The following is a 17,745-nucleotide window of genomic DNA, read 5'->3' as shown; positions in this document are numbered from 1 at the left end:
CCCCGGCTATTTCTGTTCTCCGGTGACGTGGTCCTCGATGAGCGCGGCTACGGCCTCCGGATCTTCGACATGTGCGAAATGCCCCAGGCCGTACAGCAGCTGCGCTCTGCCCGATTGCGCGCGCCCTAGGGAACGCCGGGTGACGGCGGGAACGTAACCCGGATCCATACTCCCCTCGATGGCCAGCACATTGGTGGCCACTCGGGTTGGGAACGTGCGGTCGAACTGTGCGCCTTCGGGGCGGAAACGGGAACGAAACAGCCAACGCACGTGTTCATTGGCCAAGTGGGCAACCTTGTCGACCTGCATCGCTTGGCGCCGTTGCGTGACGTGTTCGTGATAACGCGGAGTATCCCGAAAACCTGGGGCCGTACCTTCGCGGAAGTAGAGCTCGGCCTGCGCGGCGTCGTTATCCAAAAAACGCTTTTCCGGCAAGCGAGGGAGCTGGGAAAAAAGGACGCGGCGCACCCGGCGCCATTGGCTACTCGGGCGTAGGGCGACTGAGCGTGAGAGGACCACCGGGTGAGCCGAGGAGATAGTGATGAGGGAGTTCACACGCTCCGGTTCATGGGCTGCGAGCGTCCATCCCACTAAGCCGCCGTATCCGTGGCCCACGATGGTGGCACTTTCGTACCCCAGTCGACGCACCACACCTGCGATGTCGCTGGCGGCAGTGGTGAGGTCGTACCCGCGCGGAGTTTTATCGGACTTGCCGTATCCACGCAGGTCAACCGACGCCAACCGCAAATTCGTATCGGCAAGCTGGTGGAAAACAGGGTGCCAATCGAAGCAACCTCCACCGAAACCGTGGATGAACACCACTAGTGGCGCGTGCCTCGGGCCCTGCTGTTCCGCATACAAGCGAATGCCCCGCGAGTGCACGTAGGTGCCTTCCGGGGCAATGGGGCCACCGGGGGAGGTGGCTGAGGAGAAGTCTTGGTTCTGCATGGACTCACATGGTTTGTAGTCGCAGGAAAGCCTTATGAAGCTTCATTAAGCTCTACACAACTCTAGGTGTACAGTCCCTGTTCGTTGTTCAACGCGCGGGCGGAGTTTGCACCACGGGAAGGGACCAGTTCCTTCATGTCGTTGACGGACTCGATGGTCTTTTCCGGCTTCTTCACGCCCTTGATCTGCTTGATGCCAATGGCGGCCAAGATGCCGACCAGAACCAACATGAAGGCGAAGACGATGAGGAACGCAGCCCACCGTGGTAGCCAGGTGTCCAGCAGCTCTGCCAAGAAGAAAAACAGGAAGAAGGAACTGTAAGCGGCGATAACGCCAGCGGCGCCGAACAGGCCCGCGGCAATGCCGGCCTTTTTGGCAGATTGGGTCAGCTCGGTTTTGGCCAGTTCGACCTCAGAACGAACCAGGCTGGAGAACTGGGAGGACGCATCCATCACCAAGTCTTTGATGCCGGCCTTGCCTTTAGGGTGGGTGTCCACATCGGATAGCGGAATGGCGTTGACCTGTGGATTGAAGCTGTTGGGATCGGTGTACAGGCCTTCGCTGTCGTTCTTGCTCACGTCAAAACTCCTCGAAGTATCAAATAGACTCTAGCCATTTTGCCATGCTTGCCGCCGATTTGCGCGCAGGGGTGAATTATTGTGTCTAGCATGACTGAATTTGTGGATCCCTTAGAACCGCTGCTGCAACTGGACGGAGTTCAGGAAGCAGTTGATAAGGCCAATGATTACGTGGCGCGCGTGCACCGTCACCGTGCGAATCTTAAAGGGTGGGATGTCACCGGTTCGGAAGCTGTTTTGCGCGGAGCTCGTGCTTCGGCACAGCTCGATGGCGGTACGCCACGACTGCCGGAGGACGGTCAGGTGGAGGACCCCGTGTTGGCTGGATCCCTGCGCGCTGCGGAGTTGCTGGCCCCGGACGGAATCAGCGATACGCAGACCACGTGGCGCCGTGCCCCATTGCAGGTGATTGCGAAGATCAACTCGGTGGCCAGCCCCCAAATGTCGGATGAATCGTTCCGTCGGAAAGTTGCGGGAAGCGCGGAATTTCTAGTGCCTGGCCGGCCCAAAAAGGCCACCGATGCGCGCTTGCAGCTGCTTGGCCGCCTGATTACGGGCGGGACCAAGGTCAACTCCGTTGTGTTGTCGGCCATCATTCACGGCGAGCTGTTGACTTTGGAACCCTTTGCCGACGCCAACGGGGTCACTGCCCGAGCGTGTTCCCGCTTGGCCACTATTTCTGGCGGATTGGACCCGCGTGGATTAGGTGTGCCCGAAGTGTGGTGGAATCGTCACCGGGATGAATACGCGGCCAAGGCTCAAGGTTTCGCTTCTGGCGAGCCCAGCGGGGTGGCTGATTGGATCGTGTTTCACGCAACGGGGCTCTGTGAGGGCAGCCTTGAGGCGAAATCTATCGCTGACGCGAAGTAACCTCCGCGCCCGACCTCGCGACACCGCGGTGCCCGACCCCGCGACACCGCGGCGCCGACTATGCAGCACCGTGGGCCGTGAACCGCGGCACCGGGCCCACGCGACTCCCGACTCTTATACCCCGGCCTCGGCTTCGCGATGCTCGCTCCGCGCCTACGCAGATTCGTCCCGCGACCTCACCCAAAACGCCAGGCCGGTCGCCAGCGCACCGAGCACCGCGAGGGTGGCCCCGGCGCCGGCAAGTACCGCCCCTTGCGCGAACAGGGGTTCGGGCTTATCGAATTTGTGAATGGGCCAATTGCGGGACATCGCGGTTTTCCGCAGGGGCCGATCCGGATTGACGGCCACCGGATTGCCCACCATTTCCAGCATCGGCAGATCGGTCGCAGAATCGGTGTAGGCAAAGCTTTCGTCTAGGTCATAACCGTGAGATTCAGCTAGGGCGCGAATGCGCTCAACCTTGGCTGTGCCTTTGTTGAAGTGCAGAACTTCACCGGTGAATCTACCCTCTGCCACACCCAATTCTGTGGCAATGAGGTGATCGACCTGCAGTTCGGAGGCAATCGGCTCCACCATGACGGATGCGGATGCGGTCACGATGGCAATTGCGTGCCCACGTTCGCGGTGCCAATCCAACAGCTCGCGGGCCTCGGCGTAAATATAGGGAGTAATTACTTCTGTGAGGGCATCTTGCGCCATTGTGCGCATGGCCGCTTCTTCCCGTCCCTTGATGATGCCCAGCAGTGCATCTTTCGTGGCGTTCATGTTTTCTTCGGTATGCGTGGTCAGCATGTAGTTGCCCAGCAAAGCCATCATGCGCAGCAGTTCTGACGTGCTAATTAACCCGCGTTCAGCCATAGGTCGGCGGTAGGCCATGGACGCCGAGGTATCGATAATCGTCTTGTCCAAATCAAAGATGGCCAGCACGCGGTGGGCCTTGCTGTCGTGGAGACGGCTTAGTCCAGGACGGGTGGGCTGACCCGCGGGCTGTCCATCTTTGGTCTCGTTGGAGGGCGTCACGCCTCTGATCCTACAGCCCTTCATGTCACATCTGTCACATCTGTCACAAACTTTGGAGTTGTCCACAACTTCTTTTCTTTTTTCTTGACGCCCCCCGCTACTTATCCACAGGTCCTCCTTCGGGTGCTACCGGGTTCGACGGCGGGGTGCCACACTGGCAGCCATGGGGTACGCAGAACATAGTCTTAAGCAGCGCATTCGCGAGTTTTCCTACGCTGGCCATCGCATCGAACCATCCGGGATTCATGGGTGGGCAGGGGCGAGCAGGCCCGTGATCCTGGACGTGGAGAATCAGTCGTGGGCCGAGGAGGCCGCGATGGTGGCCGAGGTTAGCCGTCGACGGTATCTCAACACATTTGGAGATGAATCCATCATCACCCAGCTGTCTGCGCATCTTGCAGCCGGTGAATCGGCAGTGGTCGTAACCGACCACGATTCGCCACTGTGCACGGCCGAAAGCGCGCATGTCATTAGGTTGGATCGGATGGTGACTGGCGCTGATTCGGCGAGTGCTGTTGGGGCGAGTGCTGGCGGGGCGAGCTCTGTTGGGGCGAGTGCTGGCGGGGCGAGTGCTGGCGGGGTGAGCTCTGTTGGGGCGAGCACCGGAAAAGGGGGATCTAACGAGGCAGACTCAGCCGGGGTTGGATTTGAGGCTGCAGGTGTGCTGGAACTGGCGCGGTTACTGCGTGTTGGTGAAGCACCTGTGGTTGCCGTGAGTGGCAGCGTGGGGGGTGCCGGAGCGTCGACGTTAGCATTCCTCGTGGCCGACGCCTTGGGGGAGACTGGTATGGATTCGGTGCTGCTCGATGCTTCTCCGGGATCCACAGGAGTAGATGTTGCCTTAGGAGTGGAACGAGTTGCGGGAACCCGTATGGCGGATTTGCACCGCGACGCGGAGCTCAAGCGCCTACCCCAGGTTGGTTTCACGCGATTGCTGACCCAAGCTCGCGACGAATGCGTGCCGGTTGACTTACCGGAATGCTTGCGGGTGATCGAGGAATCCGCAGTGGTCGTCGATTGTGGGCGCACAGACCCTCACGAACCGGGCCGTTGGCAGGGAAAAGTGCCCGATGCCCACGTAGTGGTTTGTCCGCTGACGGTCGCCGGTGTGGCTGCCGCGCTCGTTAATCGTGAGCGCACCATCGATGAGGGTTGGCCGGAACCGCTGTACGTGCTGCGCCAGGTGCCGCATTCCTCGGCGACATTGGCACTCGCAAGTGTGATTTTGGATGCCTTGCCCTCGGTGGTGATTGAGGATGACCCGCAGCTAGCGAAGGATATCGATAGTGGCCAGTTAGAAAACTACATCAACTGCTACCGGGATTCCCCACAGATCATTGCCGAACGCGCCGCCCAGATTCCCGGGGCACAACCGCGATCATTGCGAAGCGGCTTACAACATGCGCGGGCATTCACCGAGCGTGTTCTTGAAAACGTAGAGAGAGGTGCAGAACGAGGTATTGAGCGCGGGAGGGTGGGCACGCAAAGAGTGAAGCGCTGTGCCCCGCACCGCGCGGCACTGGAAGTGCTGACGGTCATCCAACGGCAACGCGCCAGCACCCACCTGGATATTGAAGGCTTGCGTTTAGATGCAACCGGGAAGGTGGCCTGACATGACACACTCATTCGCGCAGACCATCCGTCTGAGGTTGGCGGAACGGGGGATCAGCGAGGCGTCGGTGGAAAAGATCAGTGAAGTGATGCCGGCCGAAACTGACGTGGAAACGATACGGCAAGTGCAGCTGGAGCTCAGCGGGCTGGGGCAGTTGGGGCAGGTCTTGACGGATCCCTGGGTTACGGATGTGGTGGTCAATGCCGATGGCACTGTGTGGCAGGACCGGGGGGAAGGCATGGAGAAGCTGGCGGTGGAACTATCGGCGGAGGAAGCCCGCAACCTGGCTGTTCACATGGCGGCGACGTGTGGCACTCGGTTGGACGACGCCATGCCGTATGCGGACGGGGTCCTGACTGGGCTGCCAAGTGATATTCCGGCTACTGCCATCAGAATGCATGCGGTGCTATCGCCACCCGTGCAAGGGGGCACGTGTATCAGTTTGCGCATGCTGAAAACCAGCGGCTTGAGTATCGAGCAATTGGTGAAGGACAGGTTCGTCAACGCGGAGCTGGCCGGGGCCTTGCGGGGAATCGTGGATAGTCGGAAAAATGTGCTAATCAGCGGCGGAACCGGTACTGGGAAGACCACGCTGCTGGCGACGTTGCTGGGGGAAGTGCCCGGTTGGCAACGGTGCATTGTGGTGGAGGATACACCGGAGTTGATGCCGGAGCATCCGCATGTGGTCTCTTTGACCGCGCGCCGGGGCAATGCCGAGGGACAGGGTGCGATAACCATGCAAACGTTGGTGAAGCAGTGTTTGCGCATGCGGCCCGATCGGATCGTGGTCGGTGAGATCCGCGGGGCAGAGGTGGCGGATTTGCTGGTGGCGCTGAATACCGGGCACGCGGGCAGTGCAGGGACGATTCACGCGAATTCCCCCGGCGCGGTGCCCGGGCGATTGGATGCGCTCGGCGCGATGGCGGGGATGCCAGAGCGGGCATTGGCACGGCAGGCTGCCGATGGGATTGATGTGTTGCTGCATGTCGCGCGTACTTCCGAAGGGCGCAAGTTAACGCATGTGGGGCAGTTGGCTCTAGATGACCGGCATCGCCTAGATGTGCGGCTGGTGTGGGCGCATGGTCCATGCGATGGGTGGAGCAACTTTATGACGGGGCTGGGACGACAAGCGGCGTAATGCGCTAGCGGGGGATTTAAGAGAAAGGGGGGGTGATGTCGATGATTAACGCGACGGTCGGCGCAGCCGTGCTGATGATGTGGGGTTTAGTGGTCTACCGCGTGGTCCGGCGGATGCTGAAGGACAAACGGGCCCGTCAGGAGGTAGAGCTCGAACGGGAATTCGTGGGGGCCGTGGCTAGGGAATCCCAGGCGGGAGCGAATCCGGAAGACGCGGTTCTGGCGGCCGGGCTCTTCATAGAGGATGCGGACATAGCACTTCGCGCGCAGCAGCTGGTGGCGCGATATCGCTTGCAGATCGGCGGGGGCGAACTGGGTTACTTCCGCCAACTGTGGGGCATCGCCACGGAGCGGGGAATTCCGCTATCGGTGCTGGCCGAAGCATATGCCATGGATATCGACGCCGCCTTGGAGCGCCGAGAGAAGTACGAGTCCGCGATGGCAGGTGCGCGGCTGACAGTCACCGTGCTGCTGGCCCTTCCGATTGGTGCGGTGGTGCTGGGGCAAACCATGGGGTTGGATACCCCGCGATTTTTCATCCATAACCCCCTGGGGGCGGTGCTGCTACTAGTGGGATCGCTTTTGGGATGCGCAGGGGTGCAGTGGACGGAATTCCTCACGCAATCGCAGTGGAAGTTCGTAGGCGGGGGAAGCCGAGCCGGCCCCGACAGCCATGCCGGCTTAACTTCCCTCGATATTGCCCGTGGGCTGGACATCTTCACTGCAGCATTGCAGGTGGGGATGCCTACCAATCGGGCGTGGATGGTGATGACCCAGCAGTGGGACCCCGTCACACTGGCTGAACCTGATCGGGTCGTTTTTACAGTGGGGCACCTATTGGATATGGGGGCTGCTACTCAGGCGTGGGAGAGCTTGAAGACTCACTCCGGTTTTGGCCCCGTGGCCAGGCAAGCCTTGCAACAGACGCGATCGGGAACTGCCCTCACCGTGGGGGCAGGGGCGCAGGCGCAACGACTGCGGCAACACGCGAACAACGAAGTCACGGCAGCTGCCGAAAAGATGTTAGTCGTGTTGGCTGCACCTTTGACCTTGTGCTTCCTGCCGATGTTTGTGGTGGTGGGCCTATTGCCCTTGGCGATAGGCCTGGCGGGAATCTAATGCGGCGGGCGATCACCAATCCACACAACCTGGGGCTGTCGATCATGGACCAGGTCAGTCAACCTTCAATCCACAACCCAACCGAAACATTGCACGAAAGGACAACGATCATGAACGCTCAAACAGCAATCAACACAGGCACGATGAACCAGGATTCTTACACCGACGCCCTCGATCCATCCGCGCACATCTCCACCGGCACGCACGCGATTGCCCAGCAAGAACATGAAGGGGAGCGCGGGGAGGCGTCGGGAAAAGAACCAACGGCTTTCCACAAGCTGGTGGAGGCGATAAGGGGGTACATGGCAGACGAAAGGGGCATGTCGACCATCGAATATGCGCTGGGATGCGTGGCTGCCGCGGCGCTGGGGGCGCTCCTGTACACGGTGGTGACGTCGGACACGGTAGAGCAAGCGTTGAGCGGAATTTTTGAAAAGGCGCTGCAACAAGGTAACCGGCGGTAGCACTGGCTCATGAACACCGTTGAAGGCGCCATCGTTCTTAGCGCGATGACCTTGGTGGCGGCCGGGGCCGTATCCGGGTTTGTGACGTTAGCGGAGCATTCAGCTGCGCAGGCGTTGGCCAGGGATGCGGCTCGCGCCGGGGCATTGGGGCAGGATGCGCAGGCATACGTGGTACAGCGCGATCCGGAAGCCCGCGTGCAGGTTAGCCACGACCGTGTAGGGGAATTGCCGGTGGTGCGAGTGACCGTGAGCAAGGATGCACCCCTGATGGATGTCAGTGCGGGAGCCGTGGTGGTTGCCGAACCGACGGAATAGGGTGCGGTGAACGGGCACAGAGAGTTGAAACCCATAAAAATGGCTGAAGCCACGAGAATGGCGAAGCCCAGGGGGAATTAGAACCGATCGAAAGGAGCATCTTGTGAGCACCACCTACGGCGCAACGGTGATTCTCGCGGTGCTGAGTGTGGTGATGTACGTGGCCGTGGGTACGACGGATCTTATGGCACGACAGAAAGCGACGGTGGCGGCCGACCTGGCAGCGCTGTCGGCGGCCACCGACCTGTTGGCCGGCGGTGATGATCCGTGTGCGGTTGCCAACACCATTGCGGGGTTAAACCATGCGTCGGTGCGTGAGTGTCAGATCGAAGCCGAATTCGTTCGCGTGACAGTGACCGTAAATCAGCGGCGCAGCGGTTCCGCATCTGCCCTTGCGGGGCCCGTGGGTTAGCTGGGTTATCTGGGTTATCTGGGTTAGCTAATGCATCAGGATTTCCTTGCCGGTTAATGCTTCATGATTCTTTTGAGGAATGGCGTGGAATCCTTCATAGAGGCATACACTGTTCCACCGTGATCGGTCGGATACCAACGAACAACTACTCGCTTGTTACGTGGTGAAGCGGTGAACTGGTTCAGCCACATCTCGGAATTCAGTACCAAGCCGATCGGGGTGGGTACGTCTTTGTCCTTCAGTCCGTGACCCACGATCACCGGCTTGTCATACCCGGTCGTGGCTGTTGCCATGTGAGCTGTGAGTGCCCGCTGAATCCCCGGGATGCTCCGGACCGGCTTTTTGAATGCGCGTGCCACATTCGTGCCGTCAACCGCGTCGGCCATCTGGGTATAACACGCGGCCTCGGCCCACGTCACCATCTGCTTGCCCTCGTCCGTGAGGATCTGATCCACGTTGAGGTCCGGTCGCGCCTCCCTGATTGCTGCCATGATGTACAGCGCATAAACATTCAACCCCGTCGGCAAGACCACCGGCGGGAACGTCGGCCCGCCAGCCAGAACAATGTTTTCGATATAAGCCGGCGATCCCGTGGCGACCGTCCCACGGAAATCAATACCGGCCGACCGGCTGGCCTTCGTTGCGCGCTGAGCCACATGCAGCGCCGCGCCACCACCTTGCGATTGCCCGATCACCGCCCAACGCTTCGCTAGTTTCCCCTGTAGGGGTTCCAACTTCCGCGCGGCAATCACGGAATCCACCACATTGGCAGCAGTGGATTTGCCGTTAAGGTAGCTCATCAACCCATCGGTGCCCTGACCTGCGTAATCTGAAGCAATAATCGCATATCCTTGAGATAACCAATGATTGAGATAGCGCGCGTCCCGTTCTGAACGCGGGTTCATCGAAGGGGTACAATTATCACCAAGACCAACAGTTCCGTGCGCCCATGCTAGGACGGGCCAACCACCTGGCGGCATTTTCCCCTGAGGGAGAAACACCGCAGCCGTCGAGGGCGCTACCCTGCCGTGCTGGTTCGTCGTGGAATAGGAGAACCTATATTGTTTCGACGCCCCACTCAAACCCACCCGCGCATCCAATGGGGCCAGATTCATGGGCTGGCCGGTGGTTGCAGGCAGGGAACCGATCTGTAGTCCACTATCAATTGGGGTAGTGGGGAATGCAGCGGGTTTGTGCATCGGCTTGCCCAGCTTTACCGCTGACCGCGGGGTGAAATCCGCTACTGAGCCCAGGGTCTGCGCAGAACCCGTACTAGCAACAGCAGGTGCAACCGAGGTGGCAACGCCACAGCTCAGCAAAGCGGTGGCTGTGATGAATGATAAGACTGGTCGGCGCAGTCCACGTGCATTCGAAGCAGAAGTCTTTACCAACGTCAAAGAACCTACCGAAGCAAAAGTGTTTCCCATAAAAAACAATGTAACAGCACAGATCTCTCGATGTGGGGAATCGTGAGGTGCTGGGCACCTTTGGCTCGTGCCAAGTCAAGCCACGTTCTCCGGCGCTCATATCTCGTCGCTGCGAACAACGGCGATCGGTAACGGGTCCCATCGTGCGGGCAAATAATTGCATGTCGTCGCTGCGTGCATCGGTGATCGGTAACGGGGCGCATTGCGTCCCTGCCTCGCCGGGCGCCTACACCTGTCCGCTCGCCCTAGAAGCGTCCGCGAGGAATGTCAGCACCTCCACCGCGCCTGCCTTGAACAGAGGCTCATTACCGTTGCCGCACTTGGGGGACTGCACGCAGGAGGGGCACCCGCTGGAGCATTCACATGCTTCCACGGTTTCCTTCGTGACCTGCATCCACCGGCTGAAAGCTTCAAAACCGCGTTCAGCGAACCCGGCGCCACCGGCATACCCGTCGTAGACGAACACAGTGGGCAAGCCCGTATCGTGGTGCAGCACGGTAGACACCCCGCCGATATCCCAGCGGTCACACGTTGCAATCAGGGGCAGCATTCCAATCGCGGCATGCTCGGCCGCGTGTAAAGCACCTGGCCACGTGGGCTCGGGTAATCCCATACTGCTTCGCAAAACTTCGGGATCCACCGTGTACGCCACTGCGCGGGTAAACAGCCGCTCCGGTGGCACGTCCAATGGAACAACTTCCAAGATTTCTCCGCCGGGTAGACGTTTCCGGTAACCGGTCACCGTGTGAGAGACCTCCACATCCACGTCTGCCAGCCACACCCCATCAGCCAAACACTGAGTGCGGCGGGTACGGACAACCCGAATGTCCGTCTCCCGCACCACCTGCGTGGTGTACTCCGGGTAATCCGCGCGCACCCATGCCACGTTTGCTTCCAAATCCAGCGCATCGACCACATAGGTATCGCCCTGGTGTAAATACACGGCACCCGAGTGGACGTCATTGACGGCCCGTCCCGCATCGACCTCGCCCAGAAGCTTGCCCGTCGTTGATTCCACAATGGCTACCGATTTCACCGCCCCGCCGCGGATGGAGATGCCCGCGTGCACATCTTTAGCCACCGTAAGGTTGGCAAAAATCCCCTTGGGCCGGCGCTTCAGTCGCCCGGCTGCGATCAACTGTTCCACGACGTGTTCGCCTTGCCACTGTGCCACTTCGGCGTCGGATAAAGGCTTTTCGGCAGCAGCGCACACCAAATGATCGGCCAAGACATAAGGATTAGTGGGGTCGAAAACGGTATTTTCCACCGGGCGGTCCAGCAGTGCCTCGGGGTGGTGAACTAGGTAAGTATCCATCGGGTCGTCTGCACCGACCATCATGACCAGCGCGGACTGGCCGCGCCGCCCTGCCCGCCCGGCTTGCTGTCGGAAGCTGGCTATCGTGCCCGGGAAACCACTACTGATCACACAATCCAACCCGCCCACGTCGATGCCCAACTCTAAGGCATTCGTACTAGCCACGCCCAACAATTCGCCGTTATCTAGCCGTTGTTCCAGTGCGCGCCGATCTTCTGCGGTGTAGCCCGCGCGATAAGCCGCCACGCGTACCGCATCGGCCGCCCGGCCCATGGATGACAATTGCTCCGCCGCCCCCATTGCCACAGTTTCCGCCCCGCGTCGCGATCGGGTGAAAGTCAACGTGCGCGCACCGTGGGCGATAACGCGCCCCATGATCTCGGCCGCCTCCGTATTGGCGGCACGGCGAACGGGCGCGCCGTTTTCCCCTTCGACCTGTGGCAACAACCCCGGCTCCCACAGGGCTACCGTCGTCGAACCAGTGGGGGAGCCATCCTCAGTGACGGCCCGAATATCGGCCCGTCCGGTCAGTCGGCGCGCATGTTCCGCCGGATCTACGCTTGTCGCACTGGCCAGCGCAACCACCGGGCGCATCTGGCATAACCGCAATAGTCGCCGCAACACTAGCGAAACGTGCGCGCCGAATACACCGCGATACGTATGGCACTCGTCGACGACGATGAACTTCAAGCTGCGCAAAAAGCGCCCCCACACCTGTGGATTCCCCAGGATCGAAGCGTGCAGCATGTCGGGGTTGGTTACGATGACCTGTGCTTGGTCGCGAATGACTCGGCGGGCTTCCGGCGGGGTATCGCCGTCGTAGGTCGCCACCACCACATCGGATAATTCGTCGCACTCCACACACATCTGCGCGATCGTTGCCCGCTGGTCCTGCGCCAAAGCCTTCGTCGGGCTGATGTACAAGGCGCTAGCCGAATTCCCCGGCTTCGCTAGGTCGCTCAGAATCGGCAGCTGATAACCCAAACTCTTTCCGGAAGCCGTCCCGGTTGCGCAGACCACATCCCGGCCAGCCGCGATGTGCTGCGCCATCTCCACCTGGTGGCTCCACGGCTGCTGAATACCCTCCTGGACTAGATACTCCACCAACGACGGCGCCGCCCAATCTGGCCACTCCGCGGGTTTCGATGCGCGCGCGGGAATGTGTTTTACGTGAGTACAGGTAGAGCGTGTCAGGGCGCGTCGCAGTTCGCTGAGTACTTCGTCGCCTAGTCCAGCATTCGATCCCCGGTTTTCGACCGCTGTCATGCTGCACCTCCAGTCCGCGATTCCCCATACGGGGGTAGAAAAAATACATTAGTGCATGTCACGGGCTTAGTGAAAAACGGCTTGTGCTGCCGTTGGCCCGCAAAGCTTCACTGCGTGGCAGACTGTGGAGACGTTCTCATAAAGCCACGGTAGAAGTATTTCCGTGCGTAGTTCCTGTGGTCGTCGGCTTCAATAATGAAGTTTGCGTATCGCTGGACGGGGAACGAGCTTTCACAACAGTTAGGTTAGAAAATGGCACAGGGAACCGTTAAGTGGTTCAACGCGGAAAAGGGCTTTGGATTCATCGCCCCTGAAGACGGCTCCGCAGACGTCTTCGTCCACTACTCCGAGATCCAGGGCAATGGATTCCGCACTCTCGAAGAAAATCAGAAGGTCGAATTCGAGATCGGTGAAGGCGCGAAGGGCCCGCAGGCCCAGAACGTCACTGCTCTCTAAGGCTTAACCGCCTTGCCCAAAGCCTCATGCTTTAACTGTTGCGATAAAACTAATTCTCAAGACGTTATTGCCCGGCTGGCCGCTCAGTCCGCCCGATTAAAGGATCTCCTTTGAATCGGTAGTGGCTGGGCGGTTTTGTGTGTTCTACGTGCTCTCGCCCGCTGCTTTCGCTCTGCTTATCCTTCTTTTATCTCGACGCCCTGCGCACTCAGCAGATGCGAATGTGCGTTAGTGCAACGGGGGTAGCCAGGTAGGGTTTTGTGGCGAGACGCGAAGGCCAGTATGAAAAACCTTCATGGTAGGCGTTATACATAAGGTAAATAATGAGGGGATAACCCTGCCCCTGTGATTCGGTGAAGTTAGGAAGCGTGAGCAACACTAATGGCTAAGGACGATCTCAAGCGTCTGGTGATTGTGGAGTCTGCGACGAAGGCTCGCAAGATCGCTCCCTATCTGGGCCCCAATTACATCGTCGAAGCTTCTGTTGGACACATCCGCGATCTTCCCCGGGGTGCCGCCGATGTCCCGGCCAAGTATAAGAAAGAGCCGTGGGCGCGCCTGGGCGTCAATGTCAACAACGATTTCGAACCTCTCTACGTTGTCAGCGCCGATAAGAAGAAGAAGGTTTCCGACCTCAAGAGCAAGCTGAAGCAGGTTGACGAACTGTACTTGGCTACCGACCCCGACCGTGAGGGCGAGGCCATTGCCTGGCACCTGCTGGAGGTACTAAAGCCTAAGGTTCCGGTACGCCGCATGGTGTTTCACGAGATCACGAAGCCGGCCATTTTGGCTGCGGCGCAAGATACCCGCGAGTTGGATCAGGATCTGGTTGAAGCTCAGGAAGCCCGTCGCGTGCTGGATCGTTTGTACGGCTACGAGGTTTCCCCGGTGCTGTGGAAAAAGGTTATGCCACGCCTATCCGCAGGTCGTGTGCAGTCGGTGGCTACCCGGGTCATTGTCGAGCGCGAGCGCGAGCGCATGGCATTTGTCTCCGCTGAGTATTGGGATCTTGCAGCTCAATTGATCCTGCAGGCCGGCGGGCTGGACGGTGAACCCGATCATTTCGAAGCCCGCTTGGCTACCGTTGGTGGAAAGCGCGTCGCGCAAGGTCGCGATTTCGCAGACGACGGCACGTTGAAGTCTGATGCGGTCATCCTGGATGGTGGTTCCGCCACGGCGCTGGCCGAGGACCTCACTGGTTCTGATCTGCAGGTGCGCGGGGTAGAGGAAAAGCCCTACACCCGCCGCCCGTACCCACCGTTTATGACCTCGACCCTGCAACAGGAGGCCGCGCGTAAGCTGCGCTTCACTTCGGAGCGCACCATGCGAATTGCGCAACGTCTGTACGAAAACGGACACATTACCTATATGCGTACGGACTCCACCACGTTGAGTCAGTCCGGTATGCAAGCCGCTCGCGCCCAGGCTAAGGAGTTGTACGGCGCGAAGTTCGTCGCAGATGCACCACGTCAATACAACCGCAAGGTCAAGAACTCCCAGGAAGCCCACGAGGCGATTCGTCCGGCCGGTGAGACTTTCGCCACCCCGGGGCAGCTGTCGGGGCAACTCGATGCCGAGGAATACAAGCTGTACGAGCTGATTTGGCAGCGCACTGTGGCTTCGCAGATGGCCGACGCCAAGGGCATGTCGATGAAGGTGACGGTAGCAGGTTCGTCGTCCAAGACCACGGACATCCCCGGCGTGGATACACAAGACGTGGAATTCACGGCAACGGGTCGTACGTTGACCTTTCCTGGATTCTTGAAGGCATATGTGGAGTTCAGCTCCACGGGTGATGGCAAGGACGTGGCCGATAATGCCGAAAAGCGCCTGCCTGTCATGTCGCAGGGTGATGCCCTGAAGGCTCGTGAGGTTTCCGCCGAGGGTCACACCACCAACCCCCCGGCACGGTACAACGAGGCGTCGTTGGTGAAAAGGATGGAAGAGCTGGGTATCGGCCGTCCATCGACGTATGCCTCCATCATCCGCACCATCCAAGATCGTGGTTATGTGCTGCCACGTGGCAATGCGCTGGTTCCGTCGTGGGTGGCATTCGCCGTGGTGGGCCTTCTGGAGCAGAACTTTGGGTCCCTGGTGGATTACGACTTCACCTCGGCGATGGAAGACGAGTTGGATGCCATCGCCGAAGGCCGCACGGATCGCGCAAGTTGGTTGCGCGGGTTCTACTTCGGCGACGAATCACGCGATAAGAATTCCCCCTCATCTGCCATCCCGCGCCAGGGCGGTTTGCAGCACATCGTGGGTGATAACTTGGAGCAGATTGATGCTCGTCGCGTGAACTCACTGCACCTTTTCGACGACGCCGAGGGGAACCCGATTGTGGTTCGCGTGGGCCGTTATGGCCCCTACCTGGAGCGCGTGAAGCCGGTTCCCGCGGGCGCGCCGGAAGGCACGGAGCCGGAAGTTCAGCGGGCTAACTTACCGGAATCTATGACTCCCGACGGGTTGACATTGGGGGTTGCGGAGAAGCTGTTCGCCACCCCGCAAGGCGGCCGTGAGTTGGGCGTTAACCCTGAATCCGGGCGTACGATCGTGGCGCGCGAGGGGCGCTACGGTCCTTATGTCACCGAGCTGCTGGGGGAAGACGAGGAAGCCCAGGCTGTGACGAAGGCCGAAGCGCAGTGGGAAGCCGAGCGGGATGAGCAAGACCGCGAGCGCGAGGCCGAGGGTAAAAGGCCGCTCTCCCGTGAGACGAAGACCGCTCAAAACCAGAAAGCTAAGCGTGTTAAGGAGCTGGTGGAGGCATCACTGAAGCCCAAGACCGCTTCGCTGTTCTCCGATATGGAACCGGCAACCGTCACACTGGATGAAGCATTGAAGCTGATGAGTTTGCCACGCGAAGTTGGCGTGGACCCGTCGGATGGGGAACTGATCACCGCGCAAAACGGGCGGTTCGGCCCGTACCTGAAGAAGGGTAGCGACTCGCGTTCCTTGGACAAGGAAGAGCAGATCTTCACCGTCACGTTGGATGAAGCTCGTCGTATCTATGCCGAGCCAAAGCGACGTGGACGGGCAGCAGCCAAGCCACCGCTGAAGCAGCTCGGCGATAACGACGTATCGGGCAAGCCGATGAGCGTGAAGGAAGGCCGGTTCGGTGCTTATGTTACGGACGGCACGACCAATGCTTCCCTGCGTAAGGGCGATACGCCGGAGACGATGACGGACGCGCGCGCGAATGAGCTGCTCAGCGAGCGTCGCGCGAAGATGGATGCGGAAGGCACGGCCCCGGCGAAGTCCGCGCGTAAGTCTGCGAAGAAGACCACGAAGAAGACGGCGAAAACCGGGACGAAGAAGGCCGCTAAAAAGGCTGTAACGAAGTCAACAGGAAAGAAAGCCACGAAGAAAGCGCCCCCAACATTGACGAAACGGACCGTTAAGCGCTCTCGCTAGGCTGCCGGCTCCCGACGTGGCACGGGGCGCTTCGGAAGCGGGATGGTGCGGTCTCCCGCATGAATTCGCGCAGTGTGGCTGAGCGCGGCACGAATGGGTGTAGCAGTAGTGGGGTACTGACGCGCCGTCGTGTGCCGGGGCAATTTACTGAAACCGGCTGCGGGTGTCGCGGACGGGAACTAGTGTTGCCTGCAAAATAACGTTTGCAGCTTCATGAGGTGTTGCCCAATGTCTTTTATCACTGACTACCGCTCGCCCTGGATGACGGACGACCTGGACAGTCTTGCAGTACTTACGCGGGAATTCTTTAACCGGGAATCCGTGCCGCACTTCGAAAAATGGGCCCGCAACCAACAAGTTGATCGGGATTTGTGGACCAAAGCAGGAAGCGCCGGCCTATTGTGTTTGTCCGTGCCGGAGGAATTCGGTGGCGGTGGGGGTAGCTTCGCCCACGAAGCCGTTGTGCAGTACGAGCAGGCGTACGTGGGCGATTCCTCGTTCGGAAACTTTGTGCATTCGGGCATCGTGGCTCCGTACTTCACGAATTACGCCACGGAAGAGCAAAAGAAGCGTTGGTTGCCCAAGCTAGCTTCGGGCGAGTACGTGGGCGCTATTGCTATGACGGAACCCGGTACGGGCTCTGATCTGCAAGGGATCAAAACGACTGCGAAACGCGATGGGGATGACTACGTCATCAACGGCTCAAAAACCTTCATCACGAATGGATCGCACGCGGATCTCATTATCGTTGTATGCCGTACGGGAGGGGCCGGGCATGCCGGGATCTCCCTCGTCGCCATTGAGACCAAGGACTTGGAAGGTTTCAGCCGGGGTCGCGTGCTCAACAAGATTGGTATGAAGGGCCAAGATACGCGTGAACTTTTCTTCCAAGATATGCGAGTTCCCGCCGGTAACCTGCTGGGCGAAGAGGGGCAGGGCTTCATCTACCTCATGCAGCAGCTTCCGCAAGAGCGGCTTTCCATCGCAATCGGGGCAATCGCGGCTGCGGAGGCCGCTATTCAGCAAACGATTGAATACACCAAGCAGCGCGATGCTTTTGGGAAGCCCGTGTTTTCCTTCCAGAACACCCGTTTTGAGCTGGCGGAATGCGCTACGGAAGCCCTGGCAGTGCGAACCTTCGTGGATCACTGCATTCAGCAGCATGTGGCTGGCAAGCTGGATCCCGCCACCGCATCGGCCGTGAAGTGCTTGGCCACCGACAAGCAGGTGGAGATCATTGACCGTTGCTTGCAGCTCTTCGGTGGCTACGGTTACATGCTTGAGTATCCCATTGCCCGGGCGTACGCCGATGCTCGCGTGCAGAAAATCTACGGCGGCACCAACGAGATTATGAAGGAACTCATCTCCAGGGACCTGTAGGCGTCGGGAAGAAAA

Annotated in this window: 15 protein-coding genes; 10 read left to right on the top strand and 5 right to left on the bottom strand. The window is 59.8% G+C overall.

Annotation, left to right across the window (positions count from 1 at the left end; genetic code table 11):
* Positions 1-6: 6 nt before the first annotated feature.
* Both CAURIC_RS10180 and CAURIC_RS10175 read right to left on the bottom strand, forming a co-directional pair.
* A complete protein-coding gene (locus tag CAURIC_RS10180) occupies positions 7-948 on the bottom strand; it encodes an alpha/beta hydrolase (protein WP_035113515.1) in 942 nt (313 codons plus the stop codon).
* A gap of 62 nt (positions 949-1,010) precedes the next feature.
* On the bottom strand, positions 1,011-1,526 hold the full coding sequence (locus CAURIC_RS10175; RefSeq protein ID WP_035113516.1) for a phage holin family protein: 516 nt from the start codon (positions 1,524-1,526) through the stop codon (positions 1,011-1,013).
* Positions 1,527-1,616: 90 nt separating this feature from the next.
* On the opposite strand from CAURIC_RS10175, the gene CAURIC_RS10170 reads away from it, so the two are divergent.
* Complete coding sequence (locus tag CAURIC_RS10170) at positions 1,617-2,396, top strand: Fic family protein (protein WP_070434568.1); 780 nt, start codon at positions 1,617-1,619, stop codon at positions 2,394-2,396.
* Positions 2,397-2,549: 153 nt separating this feature from the next.
* On the opposite strand, the gene CAURIC_RS10165 is transcribed toward CAURIC_RS10170, so the two are convergent.
* The gene (locus tag CAURIC_RS10165; RefSeq protein WP_235700690.1) at positions 2,550-3,416 is read right to left on the bottom strand and encodes an HAD family hydrolase; all 867 of its coding nucleotides are present in this window, start codon (positions 3,414-3,416) and stop codon (positions 2,550-2,552) included.
* Positions 3,417-3,579: 163 nt separating this feature from the next.
* On the opposite strand from CAURIC_RS10165, the gene CAURIC_RS10160 reads away from it, so the two are divergent.
* The 6 genes from CAURIC_RS10160 to CAURIC_RS10135 all read left to right on the top strand — a co-directional run bounded on the left by CAURIC_RS10160 (position 3,580) and on the right by CAURIC_RS10135 (position 8,475).
* Positions 3,580-5,028, top strand: a complete 1,449-nt coding sequence (locus tag CAURIC_RS10160; protein ID WP_035113517.1) for a CpaE-like family protein — start codon at positions 3,580-3,582, stop codon at positions 5,026-5,028.
* A 1-nt stretch (position 5,029) separates the two neighbouring features.
* Entirely contained in the window at positions 5,030-6,166 is a 1,137-nt protein-coding gene (locus CAURIC_RS10155) for a TadA family conjugal transfer-associated ATPase (protein WP_035113518.1), read from the top strand.
* Between the two features lie 35 nt (positions 6,167-6,201).
* The gene (locus CAURIC_RS10150; protein WP_290182745.1) at positions 6,202-7,284 is read left to right on the top strand and encodes a type II secretion system F family protein; all 1,083 of its coding nucleotides are present in this window, start codon (positions 6,202-6,204) and stop codon (positions 7,282-7,284) included.
* A gap of 110 nt (positions 7,285-7,394) precedes the next feature.
* Entirely contained in the window at positions 7,395-7,748 is a 354-nt protein-coding gene (locus tag CAURIC_RS11110) for a DUF4244 domain-containing protein (protein ID WP_412766401.1), read from the top strand.
* Positions 7,749-7,757: 9 nt separating this feature from the next.
* Positions 7,758-8,063, top strand: coding sequence for a hypothetical protein (locus CAURIC_RS10140; protein ID WP_035113519.1), 306 nt, complete (start codon positions 7,758-7,760; stop codon positions 8,061-8,063).
* 103 nt (positions 8,064-8,166) lie between these two features.
* Complete coding sequence (locus CAURIC_RS10135) at positions 8,167-8,475, top strand: Rv3654c family TadE-like protein (protein ID WP_035113520.1); 309 nt, start codon at positions 8,167-8,169, stop codon at positions 8,473-8,475.
* Positions 8,476-8,528: 53 nt separating this feature from the next.
* On the opposite strand, the gene CAURIC_RS10130 is transcribed toward CAURIC_RS10135, so the two are convergent.
* Both CAURIC_RS10130 and CAURIC_RS10125 read right to left on the bottom strand, forming a co-directional pair.
* Positions 8,529-9,902 (bottom strand): lipase family protein, encoded by a 1,374-nt coding sequence (locus CAURIC_RS10130; protein WP_290182741.1) that lies wholly within the window; start codon positions 9,900-9,902, stop codon positions 8,529-8,531.
* A 226-nt stretch (positions 9,903-10,128) separates the two neighbouring features.
* Entirely contained in the window at positions 10,129-12,483 is a 2,355-nt protein-coding gene (locus CAURIC_RS10125) for a DEAD/DEAH box helicase (RefSeq protein ID WP_035113521.1), read from the bottom strand.
* A 252-nt stretch (positions 12,484-12,735) separates the two neighbouring features.
* Here CAURIC_RS10125 and cspE point away from each other — a divergent pair, with 252 nt between their 5' ends.
* The 3 genes from cspE (at position 12,736) to CAURIC_RS10110 (ending at position 17,730) form a co-directional block, all read left to right on the top strand.
* Positions 12,736-12,939: a transcription antiterminator/RNA stability regulator CspE gene (cspE, locus tag CAURIC_RS10120; RefSeq protein ID WP_013889346.1), complete on the top strand. Its 204-nt coding sequence runs from the start codon at positions 12,736-12,738 to the stop codon at positions 12,937-12,939.
* 381 nt (positions 12,940-13,320) lie between these two features.
* Positions 13,321-16,350: a type I DNA topoisomerase gene (topA, locus tag CAURIC_RS10115; RefSeq protein WP_035113522.1), complete on the top strand. Its 3,030-nt coding sequence runs from the start codon at positions 13,321-13,323 to the stop codon at positions 16,348-16,350.
* A 228-nt stretch (positions 16,351-16,578) separates the two neighbouring features.
* Positions 16,579-17,730, top strand: a complete 1,152-nt coding sequence (locus CAURIC_RS10110) for an acyl-CoA dehydrogenase family protein (protein ID WP_035113523.1) — start codon at positions 16,579-16,581, stop codon at positions 17,728-17,730.
* Positions 17,731-17,745 lie beyond the last annotated feature (15 nt).

Origin of the sequence: Corynebacterium auriscanis, assembly GCF_030408435.1 — a bacterium.
GTDB lineage: Bacteria > Actinomycetota > Actinomycetes > Mycobacteriales > Mycobacteriaceae > Corynebacterium > Corynebacterium auriscanis.
The sequence above is the reverse complement of the archived record's forward strand: the minus strand, read 5'-3'. Positions and strand labels throughout refer to the sequence as shown.